15 protein-coding genes are annotated in these 14,191 nt (G+C 54.3%); 9 read left to right on the top strand and 6 right to left on the bottom strand.

Annotation, left to right across the window (positions count from 1 at the left end; genetic code table 11):
- Nucleotides 1-265: 265 nt before the first annotated feature.
- From GVK32_RS17510 to GVK32_RS17480, 7 genes are all read left to right on the top strand, one after another.
- Nucleotides 266-913 carry a YchE family NAAT transporter gene (locus GVK32_RS17510; protein WP_076947656.1) on the top strand — a complete coding sequence of 216 codons (648 nt, stop codon included), beginning with the start codon at nt 266-268 and terminating at the stop codon, nt 911-913.
- A gap of 752 nt (nt 914-1,665) precedes the next feature.
- Complete coding sequence (oppA, locus tag GVK32_RS17505) at nt 1,666-3,297, top strand: oligopeptide ABC transporter substrate-binding protein OppA (RefSeq protein ID WP_159871177.1); 1,632 nt, start codon at nt 1,666-1,668, stop codon at nt 3,295-3,297.
- Between the two features lie 84 nt (nt 3,298-3,381).
- Nucleotides 3,382-4,302 (top strand): oligopeptide ABC transporter permease OppB, encoded by a 921-nt coding sequence (gene oppB, locus GVK32_RS17500; protein ID WP_159871174.1) that lies wholly within the window; start codon nt 3,382-3,384, stop codon nt 4,300-4,302.
- Nucleotides 4,303-4,316: 14 nt separating this feature from the next.
- Entirely contained in the window at nt 4,317-5,225 is a 909-nt protein-coding gene (gene oppC, locus GVK32_RS17495; RefSeq protein WP_159871171.1) for an oligopeptide ABC transporter permease OppC, read from the top strand.
- An 11-nt stretch (nt 5,226-5,236) separates the two neighbouring features.
- Complete coding sequence (locus tag GVK32_RS17490; RefSeq protein ID WP_041146067.1) at nt 5,237-6,250, top strand: ABC transporter ATP-binding protein; 1,014 nt, start codon at nt 5,237-5,239, stop codon at nt 6,248-6,250.
- Nucleotides 6,247-7,251: a murein tripeptide/oligopeptide ABC transporter ATP-binding protein OppF gene (gene oppF / locus GVK32_RS17485; RefSeq protein WP_159871168.1), complete on the top strand. Its 1,005-nt coding sequence runs from the start codon at nt 6,247-6,249 to the stop codon at nt 7,249-7,251. Before GVK32_RS17490 ends, oppF begins: the two co-directional genes overlap by 4 nt.
- Nucleotides 7,252-7,296: 45 nt before the next feature.
- The gene (locus tag GVK32_RS17480) at nt 7,297-8,145 is read left to right on the top strand and encodes an ion transporter (protein ID WP_159871165.1); all 849 of its coding nucleotides are present in this window, start codon (nt 7,297-7,299) and stop codon (nt 8,143-8,145) included.
- Between the two features lie 67 nt (nt 8,146-8,212).
- Here GVK32_RS17480 and GVK32_RS17475 read toward each other — a convergent pair whose 3' ends face one another.
- Nucleotides 8,213-8,542, bottom strand: coding sequence for an HI1450 family dsDNA-mimic protein (locus GVK32_RS17475; protein WP_041146064.1), 330 nt, complete (start codon nt 8,540-8,542; stop codon nt 8,213-8,215).
- A gap of 34 nt (nt 8,543-8,576) precedes the next feature.
- Complete coding sequence (gene cls, locus GVK32_RS17470) at nt 8,577-10,037, bottom strand: cardiolipin synthase (protein ID WP_159871162.1); 1,461 nt, start codon at nt 10,035-10,037, stop codon at nt 8,577-8,579.
- A gap of 144 nt (nt 10,038-10,181) precedes the next feature.
- Here cls and GVK32_RS17465 point away from each other — a divergent pair, with 144 nt between their 5' ends.
- On the top strand, nt 10,182-10,355 hold the full coding sequence (locus GVK32_RS17465) for a YciY family protein (protein ID WP_095102028.1): 174 nt from the start codon (nt 10,182-10,184) through the stop codon (nt 10,353-10,355).
- 82 nt (nt 10,356-10,437) lie between these two features.
- Here GVK32_RS17465 and GVK32_RS17460 read toward each other — a convergent pair whose 3' ends face one another.
- Nucleotides 10,438-10,734, bottom strand: a complete 297-nt coding sequence (locus GVK32_RS17460; protein WP_041146062.1) for a YciI family protein — start codon at nt 10,732-10,734, stop codon at nt 10,438-10,440.
- 211 nt (nt 10,735-10,945) lie between these two features.
- On the opposite strand from GVK32_RS17460, the gene tonB reads away from it, so the two are divergent.
- Nucleotides 10,946-11,689, top strand: coding sequence for a TonB system transport protein TonB (gene tonB / locus GVK32_RS17455; protein WP_123708302.1), 744 nt, complete (start codon nt 10,946-10,948; stop codon nt 11,687-11,689).
- Between the two features lie 19 nt (nt 11,690-11,708).
- On the opposite strand, the gene GVK32_RS17450 is transcribed toward tonB, so the two are convergent.
- From GVK32_RS17450 to pfkB, 3 genes are all read right to left on the bottom strand, one after another.
- On the bottom strand, nt 11,709-12,581 hold the full coding sequence (locus GVK32_RS17450) for a fructosamine kinase family protein (RefSeq protein ID WP_159871159.1): 873 nt from the start codon (nt 12,579-12,581) through the stop codon (nt 11,709-11,711).
- Nucleotides 12,582-12,686: 105 nt separating this feature from the next.
- Nucleotides 12,687-12,971: a type V toxin-antitoxin system endoribonuclease antitoxin GhoS gene (gene ghoS, locus GVK32_RS17445; protein ID WP_159871156.1), complete on the bottom strand. Its 285-nt coding sequence runs from the start codon at nt 12,969-12,971 to the stop codon at nt 12,687-12,689.
- Nucleotides 12,972-13,058: 87 nt separating this feature from the next.
- Nucleotides 13,059-13,991 carry a 6-phosphofructokinase II gene (pfkB, locus tag GVK32_RS17440; RefSeq protein WP_159871153.1) on the bottom strand — a complete coding sequence of 311 codons (933 nt, stop codon included), beginning with the start codon at nt 13,989-13,991 and terminating at the stop codon, nt 13,059-13,061.
- Nucleotides 13,992-14,191 lie beyond the last annotated feature (200 nt).

Here is a 14,191-nt window from a genome sequence, read left to right as displayed (position 1 = left end):
CGATTTATGTGATTTAGATCAATTTTATGTCAAGCTGACACCTTTCAGCAGGCTATTTTATGACCACTTAGATCAAGTGTAATGAAAAGGTATGCAGAATAAATGAATAAAGCGGCTAAAAGACACAAATGTATAACATACACACTTTATCATTAGGGGATGCATTTTTGAGATGAATTATGCTGTTAAAAAGCGTATCTTCTGCGCGAATATTTTATGACACCCACTGTCAACAGCCATATTTAATGATGCCGCGGAGCGCACTGTGACTCTACCGTTGTTTGATTTTTCAGCTTATTTCAAGTTTTTCATCGGGTTATTTGCACTGGTTAACCCGGTTGGCATCATTCCGGTGTTCATTAGTATGACCAGCTACCAGAGTGCGGCGATCCGTAACAAGACCAACCTGACGGCGAACCTTTCCGTTGCCATCATCCTGCTGACCTCGCTGTTCCTCGGGGACGGTATTTTACAAATCTTCGGTATCTCCATCGATTCATTCCGTATTGCCGGGGGGATCCTCGTCGTCACCATCGCGATGTCGATGATTAGCGGCAAGCTCGGGGAAGACAAACAGAATAAGCAGGAAAAATCAGAGACGGCTATCCGAGAAAGCATAGGCGTAGTGCCGCTGGCATTACCGCTGATGGCCGGCCCAGGGGCGATTAGCTCCACCATTGTTTGGGGAACGCGTTACCACACCGTAGCCCACCTCTTTGGCTTCTCGGTGGCCATCGCGCTGTTTGCCCTGTGCTGCTGGGGAATTTTCCGCATGGCACCGTGGCTCGTTCGCCTGCTTGGTCAAACCGGGATTAACGTGATAACGCGTATTATGGGGCTGCTGCTGATGGCCCTCGGGATTGAGTTTATCGTTACCGGTCTGAAGGCGCTTTTCCCGGGTCTTCTGGTCTGAAGCACCGCGTTGCGCGGGGCCTGAGGCTCCGCGCTTGCTTTATTATTAGCAAAACATATCAATAAAGCGGATACAGACGAGAAGAATAGCTTTCCGTGATGATGTTTTATTTCTTTTCATATCAATTTGTTATCTATTTCCTTCGCGTTCTTCCCTCTCATTTCCGCACTGCCGACACTGTTATTTTCTTCACATCATTCTCTGGTGCTTGCCGTCAGATAATTGAAATGATATTAGTAATTTCATAACAGCGGCAGAGGAATGTGCTAAATAATAACCGATTGTTAAATTTTCGTACAAAAAAGCGCCTTTGCATCCTTTAGCGGGATGCAAAACGACATATTTTTTGTATCTAAATGATAAATAACTACTTTAGCGCACCGTTTGAGGAAGTGACCGGCAAAATCCTGCCGCGGCAGGAGCAATAAAAGAGAATCCGGTAACATATTTGCAAATTGCATTGGCGGATGAGAAAGCCTTTTGGTACTTTCCGGCGTTATCGCTCACTGAATAACAGACGTAAATGAGAATTATTATTAAATAACTCATTGCGTCAAAGCCGCCCCAGGACAGGGGGGTAAAGAATCGACGTCAAGGCTGCCGTTTGAGCGGTCGTAATAAATAAGTCGGTGATAGCAAGCAGTAAAGTCTGACAGCAGCAAAAACTCCTGCACTGTACAGAATCCCGAATAAGGGAAAAAAAAGAGGCTGGTTAAATAGCCAGTAATTATAATGAGTGGAGTAACAACACAATGACCATCATCACCAAAAAAAATCTGGTAGCAGCGGGGATTTTCTCTGCGCTATTTACGGCGAACGTTGCTATGGCAGCAGATGTACCTGCAGGGGTGCAGCTGGCGGATTCACAATCGCTGGTACGTAATAACGGAGCAGAGGTTCAATCTCTGGATCCGCACAAAATTGAAGGTGTGCCTGAATCCAACATTAACCGCGACCTGTTTGAAGGTTTAGTGATTGGCGATATTCAGGGCCACCCGATTCCTGGGGTTGCCGAATCCTGGGATAATAAAGATTTTAAAGTCTGGACCTTCCATCTGCGTAAAGATGCTAAATGGTCCGACGGCACGCCGGTAACCGCACAAGATTTCGTTTATAGCTGGCAGCGCCTGTCCGATCCGAAAACCGCCTCACCGTACGCGAGCTATCTGCAGTATGGCCACGTTGCCAACGTTGATGAAATTATCGCCGGCAAAAAGCCAATCACCGATCTGGGCGTTAAAGCGCTCGATGATAAAACCTTCCAGGTTACCCTGAGCGAGCCGGTTCCTTATTTCTATAAACTGCTGGTGCACCCGTCTGTTTCCCCGGTGCCAAAAGCGGCTATTGAAAAATATGGTGAGAAATGGACTCAGCCGGCCAATATTGTCACCAACGGCGCCTATAAGCTGAAGGACTGGGTCGTTAACGAACGTATCGTTCTTGAGCGTAATACTAACTACTGGGATAACGCGAAAACCGTTATTAACCAGGTAACCTATCTGCCTATTTCTTCAGAAGTCACCGACGTTAACCGCTATCGCAGCGGCGAAATTGACATGACCTATAACAATATGCCGATTGAGCTGTTCCAGAAGCTGAAAAAAGAGATCCCGAAAGAAGTTCACGTTGATCCGTATCTCTGTACCTACTACTACGAAATTAACAACCAGAAAGCACCGTTTACCGACGTCCGCGTGCGTACCGCGCTGAAGATGGCGCTGGACCGCGACATTATCGTTAATAAAGTGAAGAACCAGGGCGATCTGCCGGCATACAGCTACACCCCGCCTTATACCGACGGCATGAAGGTCGTTAAACCAGAATGGTTTACCTGGACTCAGGATAAGCGTAACGAAGAAGCGAAAAAACTGCTGGCTGAAGCCGGATATACCGCGGATAAACCGCTGACCTTTAACCTGCTGTACAACACGTCCGATCTGCATAAAAAGCTGGCCATCGCTGTGGCATCCATCTGGAAGAAAAACCTGGGCGCCAACGTGAAGCTGGAAAATCAGGAATGGAAAACCTTCCTCGATAACCGCCATCAGGGTACCTTTGACGTGGCGCGTGCGGGCTGGTGTGCCGACTACAACGAACCAACCTCATTCCTGAATACCATGCTGAGCGACAGCTCAAACAACACCTCACACTATAAGAGTCCGGCGTTCGATAAAATTATCGCTGAAACGCTGCAAACCAATGATGATGCCAAACGCGCAGATCTGTATGCGCAGTCAGAGCAGCAGCTGGATAAAGACTCTGTCATTGTGCCGGTCTTCTATTACGTCAACGCCCGTCTGGTTAAACCGTGGGTAGGTGGCTATACCGGTAAAGACCCGTTAGATAATATCTACGTTAAAAACCTGTATATTATCAAACATTAATGGCAAGACGTGGGGCAGGCATTGCTTGCCCCACCGTGTCTGAATTCATCGCATACGATAGGCACACGCCAGAAGGTACGGGCAATGTTAAAATTTATTTTTCGTCGCTGTCTGGAAGCGATTCCGACGCTGTTTATTCTTATAACAATCTCTTTCTTCATGATGCGCCTTGCGCCGGGAAGTCCCTTTACCGGCGAACGTACGCTGGCGCCAGAAGTGCTGGCGAATATTGAAGCAAAATACCATTTAAATGACCCCATCATGACCCAGTACTTCAATTATCTGAAGCAGCTGGCGCATGGTGATTTCGGTCCCTCTTTTAAATATAAAGACTATTCGGTGAACGATCTGGTGGCGTCAAGCTTCCCGGTCTCCGCCAAATTAGGCTTTGCCGCCTTCTTGCTGGCGGTGGTTCTCGGCGTGAGCGCCGGCGTTATGGCGGCCCTCAAGCAAAACACCAAATGGGACTATGCGGTGATGGGGGTGGCAATGACCGGCGTCGTCATACCCAGCTTCGTGGTCGCGCCGCTGCTGGTGATGATTTTTGCCATCACCCTGCACTGGCTACCCGGAGGCGGCTGGAACGGCGGGGCGCTGAAGTTTATGATCCTGCCGATGGTGGCGCTGTCGCTCGCCTATATTGCCAGTATCGCGCGTATCACCCGCGGTTCGATGATTGAAGTTCTGCACTCTAACTTTATCCGCACCGCGCGGGCGAAGGGGCTGCCGATGCATCGTATCATCCTGCGCCACGCGCTGAAGCCTGCGCTGCTGCCCGTCCTCTCCTATATGGGGCCGGCCTTCGTCGGGATTATCACCGGCTCGATGGTTATCGAGACTATCTACGGTCTCCCGGGGATCGGCCAGCTGTTCGTCAATGGCGCGCTTAACCGCGACTACTCCCTGGTACTCAGCCTGACGATTCTGGTCGGCGCGCTGACCATTCTGTTTAACGCGATTGTTGATGTGCTGTATGCCGTTATCGATCCGAAGATTCGCTATTGAGGCCGGGGTTCGCCATGATGTTAAGTAAGAAAAACAACGAGGCGCTGGAGAACTTCAGTGAAAAGCTGGAAGTCGAAGGGCGTAGCCTGTGGCAAGATGCCCGCCGCCGCTTTATGCATAACCGCGCGGCTGTGGCCAGCCTGGTGGTGCTGATCGTTATCGCTCTGTTCGTGACCATTGCGCCGATGGTGTCGCAGTTTTCCTACTACGACACCGACTGGGGCATGATGTCCAGCGCGCCTGACACGGCGTCCAGCCACTACTTCGGTACCGACTCATCAGGTCGCGACCTGCTGGTGCGCGTTGCTATCGGCGGGCGTATCTCGCTGATGGTTGGCGTTTCCGCCGCGCTGGTGGCGGTGATCCTCGGTACGCTCTACGGCTCGCTTTCCGGCTATCTCGGCGGTAAGGTCGACTCCGTCATGATGCGTCTGCTGGAGATCCTCAACTCTTTCCCGTTTATGTTCTTCGTTATCCTGCTGGTGACCTTCTTTGGCCAGAACATACTGCTGATCTTCGTCGCCATCGGGATGGTTTCCTGGCTGGATATGGCGCGTATTGTGCGCGGCCAGACGCTGAGCCTGAAGCGCAAAGAGTTTATCGAAGCGGCCCAGGTCGGCGGCGTCTCGACCTTCAGTATCGTGACGCGTCACATCGTGCCTAACGTCCTGGGCGTGGTGGTGGTGTATGCCTCGCTGCTGGTGCCGAGCATGATCCTGTTCGAATCCTTCCTGAGCTTCCTCGGTCTGGGTACTCAGGAGCCGCTCAGCAGCTGGGGAGCGCTGCTGAGCGATGGCGCAAACTCAATGGAAGTGTCGCCGTGGCTGCTGCTGTTTCCTGCGGGGTTCCTGGTGGTAACGTTGTTCTGTTTTAACTTTATCGGCGATGGCCTGCGTGATGCCCTCGACCCGAAAGACCGCTAAGGAGCGCCGTCATGAGCATAATTGAAACGGCAAAAGCGCCGCAGGCGCAGCAACAATCCGGGCTGCTGCTGGATGTTAAAGATCTCCGCGTGACCTTTAAAACGCCGGATGGCGACGTCACCGCGGTCAACGACCTCAACTTTAACCTGCGGGCCGGGGAAACGTTAGGCATCGTGGGTGAGTCGGGCTCCGGTAAGTCGCAGACCGCCTTTGCGCTGATGGGGCTGCTGGCCGCCAACGGCTATATCGGCGGCTCGGCGACCTTTAACGGCCGGCAGATCCTTAACCTGCCGGAGCGCGAGCTGAATAAGCTGCGCGCCGAGCAGATTTCGATGATTTTCCAGGACCCGATGACCTCCCTGAACCCGTATATGCGGGTCGGCGAGCAGCTGATGGAGGTTCTGATGCTGCACAAAGGGCTGGGGAAAGCCGAGGCCTTTGAAGAATCAGTGAAGATGCTGGATGCGGTCAAGATGCCGGAAGCGCGCAAGCGGATGAAAATGTATCCGCATGAGTTTTCTGGCGGGATGCGCCAGCGCGTGATGATCGCTATGGCGCTGCTGTGCCGGCCAAAGCTATTGATCGCTGATGAGCCGACGACGGCGCTGGACGTGACGGTACAGGCGCAAATTATGACCCTGCTGAATGAACTTAAACGTGAATTCAATACGGCGATCATTATGATTACTCACGATCTGGGCGTGGTTGCCGGGATCTGTGACAAAGTTCTGGTGATGTACGCCGGCCGCACCATGGAGTACGGTCACGCGCGTGACGTCTTTTATCATCCGTCGCATCCGTACTCTATCGGCCTGCTGAATGCGGTTCCGCGCCTGGACGCCGAAGGCGATGCGCTGTTAACCATCCCAGGCAATCCGCCAAACCTGCTGCGCCTGCCGAAGGGCTGTCCGTTCCAGCCGCGCTGTCCGCATGCGATGGAGATTTGTAATAGCGCTCCGCCTCTGGAGGAGTTTGCCCCTGGCCGCCTGCGTGCCTGCTTTCAACCGGTGGGAGATCTGCTATGAACGCCGTGACTGAACAAAGAAAAGTCCTGCTCGAAATCGCCGATCTAAAAGTCCACTTTGATATTAAAGATGGCAAGCAGTGGTTTTGGCAGCCGTCTAAAACGTTGAAGGCGGTTGATGGCGTAACGCTGCGTCTGTATGAAGGCGAAACGCTGGGCGTGGTGGGTGAGTCCGGCTGCGGTAAATCGACCTTTGCCCGCGCGATTATTGGCCTGGTGAAAGCGACCGAGGGCCGGGTAGCGTGGCTTGGCAAAGATTTGCTGGGCATGAAGCCGAATGAGTGGCGCGACGTGCGCAGCGATATTCAGATGATTTTCCAGGATCCGCTGGCGTCGCTGAACCCGCGCATGACCATTGGCGAGATTATTGCCGAGCCGCTGCGCACCTATCATCCGAAAATGTCGCGTCAGGAAGCGCGCGATCGGGTGAAGGCGATGATGATGAAGGTTGGCCTGCTGCCAAACCTGATTAACCGCTATCCGCACGAGTTTTCCGGCGGCCAGTGCCAGCGTATCGGTATTGCCCGCGCGCTGATCCTTGAGCCTAAGCTGATTATCTGCGATGAGCCGGTGTCGGCGCTGGACGTGTCGATTCAGGCCCAGGTGGTCAACCTGCTGCAGCAGCTGCAGCGCGAAATGGGCCTGTCGCTGATCTTTATCGCCCATGACCTGGCGGTGGTGAAGCACATCTCCGATCGCGTGCTGGTGATGTACCTCGGGCACGCGGTGGAGTTGGGCACCTACGATGAGGTGTACCACAACCCGCTGCACCCTTATACCAAAGCGCTGATGTCTGCGGTGCCGGTTCCCGACCCGGATCTGGAAAAAAATAAAACCATCCAGCTGCTGGAAGGCGAGCTCCCTTCGCCGATTAATCCGCCGTCGGGATGCGTTTTCCGCACGCGCTGTCCTCTTGCCGGGCCGGAATGCGCTAAAACGCGGCCGGTACTGGAAGGAAGTTTCCGTCATGCGGTTTCCTGCCTGAAGGTAGACCCGTTATAATCTCCGGGGCTGACGCTGGTCAGCCCTTTTTTTTGCGAGGTTAACGTGGCTGTCAATATTCACGCCGCCCGTCAGCGGCTATTTCATGTGCTCTTCGATCAGCATCAGCGATCCGGGCGCCGCTTTGAAGGGCTGTGCGGCGTTTTTGCGCTCCTCAGCGTGGTGGTTATTTTTGTCGAGTCGGGTCTGGGGACTCAGTACCACCTGACCGTTGATGAATGGCATATTTTCGTCTGGCTGGAGCTGTTTGTTACCGCCGTTTTTACTCTCGAATATATTCTGCGCATCATCAGCTGGCCCAATCCGCTCAGGTATATTTTCAGCTTCTGGGGGCTGATTGATTTAGCGACGATTTTACCGCTGTACGTGATGTGGCTGTGGCCGGAAATAAGCATTAACTACGTCTTTGCCTGGCGCGCGATGCGTGCGATCCGAGCCTTGCGTATTCTCAAACTGCTGCGCTTTATGCCGTCGTTGAATATCTTCTGGGCGGCTATCGTCAGCGCCCGCCATCAGCTGATACTGTTTTACTCATTTATTGCCATTGTGATGGTTATCTTTGGCTCGCTGATGTATCTGATTGAGGGGCCGCAGTACGGGTTCACCACGCTTAATGCTTCGGTATACTGGGCTATCGTGACGATCACCACGGTAGGTTATGGCGATATCACGCCGCACACGCCGCTGGGAAGAATTCTCGCATCGGTGCTGATATTAATCGGCTACTCCATTATCGCCATCCCAACCGGCCTGATTACGACCCATATGACCACCGCCTTTCAGAATCGCCGCAGCCAGCGGATCTGCCAGAACTGTCAGCACGGGCCTCATGATAAAAACGCGCGCTACTGCAACGCCTGCGGGAGTGCGCTTGCGCAGCAGGCGGACGGGTAAATAAAAATGCCTGCCGGTCGTTAAACGGGCAGGCATTTTTCAGGCCAGCAGAGACCGGAATAAAATCTTATTCACGCCACAAAATATGGCACAGCTTGTGATCTTTCTCGCGGCACAGCAGGACGCGGGCGAAGATATCGTTGATTTCGCCACCGTCGGTGTCGGCAAGACCAATCACCACCTCGGCGAAGAAATCCGGGTTGAGATCGAAATCGACGTGCTCTTCCCAGTCCTCTGCCGGGTCAAAGAGCTCGGCGCCGCCGCGCTCTTCAAACTGCAGGTTAAACAGAATGACATCCGCGGGGTCGAGGTTGTCGACCGCCAGCTCGAGAAAGATATCGTAAGCCTGCTCAAGCGTTTCATCTTCGGTCAGGCGATTGTTTAAATCCATATCCATGATAGCTACCCGGTTAACATCTGATTGGCACGTTTTACAGCAACGGACTGAAGAAGTAAAACAGTCGCTCCGCTATCCGCTGCCAGAGCGGACGTTTTAACCATAAGCGGGCGTCGAGCAGGCGCGAGCGGGAGATATAATCATCCTGGACTGCCGCCAGATCGCTGCCAAAACCGGCATCATCAATAACCAGCGTAATCTCGAAATTGAGCCACAGGCTGCGCATATCGAGATTGACGGTCCCCACCAGGCTCAGCTCGCCGTCGACCAGTACGCTTTTGGTGTGCAGCAGCCCGCCTTCAAACTGATAAATTTTCACCCCGGCTGCCAGCAGCTCGGTAAAGAAGGCCCGGCTGGCCCAGCCGACGAGCAGCGAGTCGTTCTTGCGCGGCAAAATGATGCTGACATCAACCCCACGCTGGGCGGCGGTGCAGATCGCGTGCAGCAAATCGTCGCTGGGCACGAAGTAGGGGGTGGTCATGATCAGATGTTCTTTGGCGGAATAGGCGGCGGTCAGCAGCGCCTGGTGAATCAAATCTTCCGGGAAACCTGGGCCCGAGGCGATGGTATGGATGGTATGTCCGCTGGCCTCCTCAAACGGCATAATATTGAGGTCCGGCGGCGGCGGCAGGATCCGTTTACCGGTTTCGATTTCCCAGTCGCAGGAGTAAACGATACCCATCGCCGTGGCGACAGGGCCCTCCATGCGCGCCATCAGATCGATCCACTGGCCAACGCCGGAATCCTGCTTAAAGAAGCGCGGGTCAACCATATTCATACTGCCGGTGTAGGCAACATAGTTATCAATCATGACCATTTTGCGGTGCTGACGCAGATCCATCCGGCGCAAAAACACGCGCATCAGATTAACCTTCAGCGCTTCGACCACCTCGATGCCGGCGTTGCGCATCATCGCCGCCCACGGGCTGCGGAAGAAGGCGACGCTGCCGGCGGAGTCCAGCATTAAGCGGCAGTGCACGCCGCGTCTGGCGGCGGCCATTAGCGATTCTGCAACCTTATCGGCCATCCCGCCGGGCTGCCAGATATAAAACACCATCTCGATATTATGGCGAGCCAGCTGAATATCGCGGATCAGCGCCTGCATGACGTCATCAGACTCGGTGAGCAGCTGCAGCTGATTGCCCTTGACGCCGGCGATCCCCTGGCGGCGCTCGCAGAGTTTAAACAGCGATTCGGCGACCGGGCTATTATCGTCGGCAAAGATATGCTTGCAGGCCTTGAGATCGTTGAGCCACTTGGCGGTGGAGGGCCACATTGCCCGCGCCCGTTCGGCCCTGCGCTTGCCGAGATGGAGTTCACCAAACGAGAGATAGGCAATAATTCCGACCAGAGGAAGAATATAAATAACCAGCAACCACGCCATTGCTGAAGGGACGGCGCGCCGTTTCATCAATATGCGTAATGTTACACCGGCGATCAGTAACCAGTAACCGAGGATGACTAGCCAGTTCACCACCGTGTAAAAGGTTGTCATAGATGAAAAATCCTTTTGAATGACTCTATTTTATGAGTTTACGCATCAACATCCATCTGGCAAATAAAAACGCAGCGAAAGCGTTGGTCAGCCGGATTCATAGGCCTATAATACAGGCTGTTTTTCACTTGTAGAGTAGTAGCAATGAAGCGTAGTAGAACGGAAGTAGGGCGCTGGCGCATGCTAAGACAGGTGAGCCGCCGTAAATCACGCTGGCTGGAGGCCCAATCGCGCCGCAATATGCGCATCCTCGCCATCCGCAAGGAGCTGGTGAAACGACAGCGTCATTCCCTGTTGTTCGTCTTCACTGAGTACTGAGATCGCTGAGTACTGAGATCGCTGAGTACTGAAATAAAAGGCACCGCATGCGGTGCCTCTGTGTTTTTGACGGCGGCTGGCCCTAAAATACCTTTTTGTAAGGCTTCACCGCGACGTTCTGGTACACCCCGGCAGCAATATAAGGGTCGTCGTTGGCCCATGATTGCGCTGCTTCCAGTGATTCAAACTCGGCAATAACCGTTGAACCGGTGAACCCCGCAGCGCCAGGTTCGTTGCTGTCTACGGCAGGCATTGGCCCGGCGGTCAGCAGACGACCTTCATCATGTAGCAGTTGTAAACGCGCCAGGTGGGCGGGACGGACCGACGACCGCTTTTCCAGAGAATCGGCGATGTCTTCAGCGTAGATTACGTAAAGCACGGCAAGGCTCCTTATCAATAAATGGGCGAATCACGTTAAGTGAATCCGGCCTTGACTGCAATGCAAAGATGCTAAGCGGGTCAAAATGCCCGCTGCCGGGCTTTTTTTTTAGCGGAAAGACAGCTAATTTTGATGCAAGCCAATAAGGCTTATTGAATATGATTGCTATTTGCATTTAAAATCGGGGCATCATTTTTCAACTGAAACGACTATGAGCGCAATGACCATTGATTTACCTCGCCGCTTCCCGTGGCCGACGCTGCTGTCCGTGACTATCCACGGTGCCGTTGTGGCGGGGTTGCTTTATACCTCGGTACATCAGGTTATTGAACGGCCATCTCCCTCCCAACCGATCGAGATAACCATGGTGGCTCCTGCGGATCTCGAGCCTCCTCAGGCTGCACAGCCGGTCGTGGAACCGGTGGTTGAGCCGGAGCCAGAACCCGAACCTGAAGTCGTGCCAGAGCCGCCGAAGGAAGCGCCGGTAGTGATTCATAAGCCTGAGCCGAAACCCAAGCCGAAGCCAAAACCGAAGCCGAAGCCGGAGAAAAAGATCGAGCAGCCGAAGCGTGAGGTTAAGCCTGCGGAAACGCGTCCGGCATCGCCGTTTGAAAATACCAACACTGCGCCAGCGCGTACGCCGCCATCCACATCCACGGCCGCCGCGAAGCCAACGGTTACCGCACCGAGCGGCCCGCGGGCGCTCAGCCGTAACCAGCCAACTTATCCGACTCGCGCCCAGGCGCTGCGTATTGAAGGTGTGGTGCGCGTGAAGTTTGACGTCACGCCGGACGGCCGCCTGGACAACGTTGAGATCCTTTCCGCGCAGCCGGCGAATATGTTTGAGCGTGAAGTGAAAAGCGCCCTGCGTAAGTGGCGCTACGAGCCCGGCAAACCGGGCACCGGCGTGACGATGACCATTAAGTTCCGTCTTAAAGGCGTTGAGATCAACTAACCGCCGTCAATAAGGCCCCTTACGGGGCCTCCTCTGCGAACACATCGTCGAGCGCTTTTTGCGCCGTCACGAGGTGCTGACCGCCGAACAAGATAGCCCGGTTGAAGAGCGTATAGAGTTGATAAATGGGCTGGCGATCGAGGAACCCGGACGGCAAAGGCGAGACCGACTGATAGCCGTCGTATATTTGCGGCGGCTGCTCAGGATGCAGCGGCAGCATGGCGAGGTCGCACTCTCGGTCTCCCCAGTAGCAGGCCGGGTCGAAGATATAGGGTCCGTCCGGCCCCAGAGCGCAGTTGCCGGACCAGAGATCGCCGTGCAGTAAAGAGGCCTGAGGCTGATGGCCGCTGAGGCGCTGCTGCACGTACTCAACAATGGTATCGATATCGCCGAAATGGAGCCCTTTCTCTGCCGCCAGCTCAAGCTGCCAGCCGATGCGCTGCTCGGCAAAGAATGTTGACCAGCGGCGTTGCCAGGCATTGGGTTGGGGAGTCGTGGAAAGGTCATTATCAAAATCGAGCCCAAACTGCGGCTGATCGCTCCACTGATGCAGATGCGCGATTTGCTGACCGAGCAGAAAAGCGTTGTGCGCGTCGAGCGGGCGAGGGGGCAAATACTCCATCACCATAAAGCTGTAGTCGCGATCGTTGCCGACGGCAAACACTTGCGGTACGTGAACGGTTTTACTCCGCGACAGCAGCTCGAGCTGATCTGCCTCAGCGGTAAAGATAGGCAGTAGCTCACGTTCGTCACATTTCACGAAGTAGTCCTTCCCACCGAAGCGCAGGTGCCATGCTGCGTGGATTTCTCCTCCGGGCAGTTCGTTTCGCAGTTCGATTTCAGCTGCTTCAGTATGCCACTCGCTTAACAAATTGCTGATAGCCTGCCACATGCCGTCTCTCCCCATGTTTTCCACCATTTCATAAGGTTAGCGCATAACCTCGGCGTAAAATTCGAACTGACGCACAACTGACGCTTTCCACCGCGCCAATCGCACTTATTGAGCTTCCAGCCACTGAGGAAATGTGGTTACCGTGACTTCAGCAGGCCGCCCCAGCGCCGTTTCCGCCAATCCCGCGCTCAGGGCCTGCACCTCTTGCGCACTTTGCGGGGAAACCAGGCCAAAGGTGTTGGTTCCCAGCTCGTGAGGTTTTCCCTCGTCGTCATTCAGTACAAGGGTGAAACCTGCGCGGGTAAGGTGATTGCTCAGCTCGTTAATCTCGGTAAGCGTCTCTTCGTGAAAACGGATCGTCACGACATGGGTTTGAATTTCGGTGCTCATTTTACACCCCGTTGTTATCCATGGAATTTTCAGCATAGACCATGCTGGTCATTTGGCGACTCCTTCTGCCTGAGCAGAGGGAAGGGATTAGCGATCGCACAAATAGGCGTAAATTTTATGCGTGTTCTCCTGCGAGCAGAGGCGGGTGCCCTGATTGACGGTAGCGGCGCTGCCCGCCGCGACGCCAAAGCGCACCATGTCCTCAAGTCCGGCATCTTCGGCGAGGCGCAGGGTCATCGCGCCCACCATGCTGTCGCCTGCGCCGACGGTGCTTTGGCTTTTCATCGGCGGTGGGACAACCTGTACGCTGCCGCTGCTATCGACACCCAGCGCCCCCTGCGGGCCGAGGGAGACGACGACTCTTCGGGCTTTGCCCGAGCGGATCAGCTCCTGCGCCGCCTGTCGAACGTCGTTCGGCTGGCTCAGATCGCGCTGGACGAGCGCGCTCAGCTCTTTTTGGTTAGGTTTGACGAGCTCAATGTTACCGACTTCAAGCGCGGCCGCGAGCGCTTCTCCGGAGCTGTCGATAATGCAGCGCAGCTGGCGCAGCTGCGCTTTTTTTACCAGCTGGGTCAGGTTTTCAATATCGATCCCCGGCGGCAGACTGCCGCTGATCACCAGCAGCGAGCCGGGCTCGATCGCCAGCACCTTCTCCTCGAGAAGGCGGAACTCCTGCTGGGTTAGCGCCGCGCCGGGCATCACGAAGCGATATTGTTCTCCGCTTGAATCAACGTGGACGTGCAGATTTTGCCGCGTCCAGTCGCCGGTCTCGACGGTTTCTACGGGGACCTGCTCATTGGCAAGTAGGGCGGTGAGATGTTCCCCGGTTGCGCCACCGGCGGGGAAAATTGCCGTGGCGTGGCCGCCGAGAAAGGTAATTGCGCGGGCGACGTTAATGCCGCCGCCCCCGGGTTCGAAAACCGGTGCGCTGCAGCGTAGTTTACCTTCCGGATAGATCTGTGGAGTCTGGGTAGCGCTGTCGAGCGAAGGAGCCAGAGTAAGCGTATAAATTTTGGTCATCAAATCTCCTCCATGATACGAGTCGGCTGTTCTTTTTTTAAGCATGGCACTTCTTATTGCTAAGGGAAAGCATACGCGGCGGGGATTTGTCGGGAAGAGGCTATTTTCATTATAAAATAAAGATAGTTCTGAGGGCCGTCTTATTCAAAAAATGAAAGAGTAATTGATTGCTATGTTAATCGTGCTTTTTTATAATTTAC

Origin of the sequence: Klebsiella sp. 18074 (genome assembly GCF_902705905.1) — a bacterium.
GTDB classification, from domain to species: Bacteria; Pseudomonadota; Gammaproteobacteria; order Enterobacterales; family Enterobacteriaceae; genus Klebsiella; species Klebsiella terrigena.
Note: the sequence above shows the minus strand (reverse complement) of the source record. Positions and strands in the feature narration are given on the sequence as shown.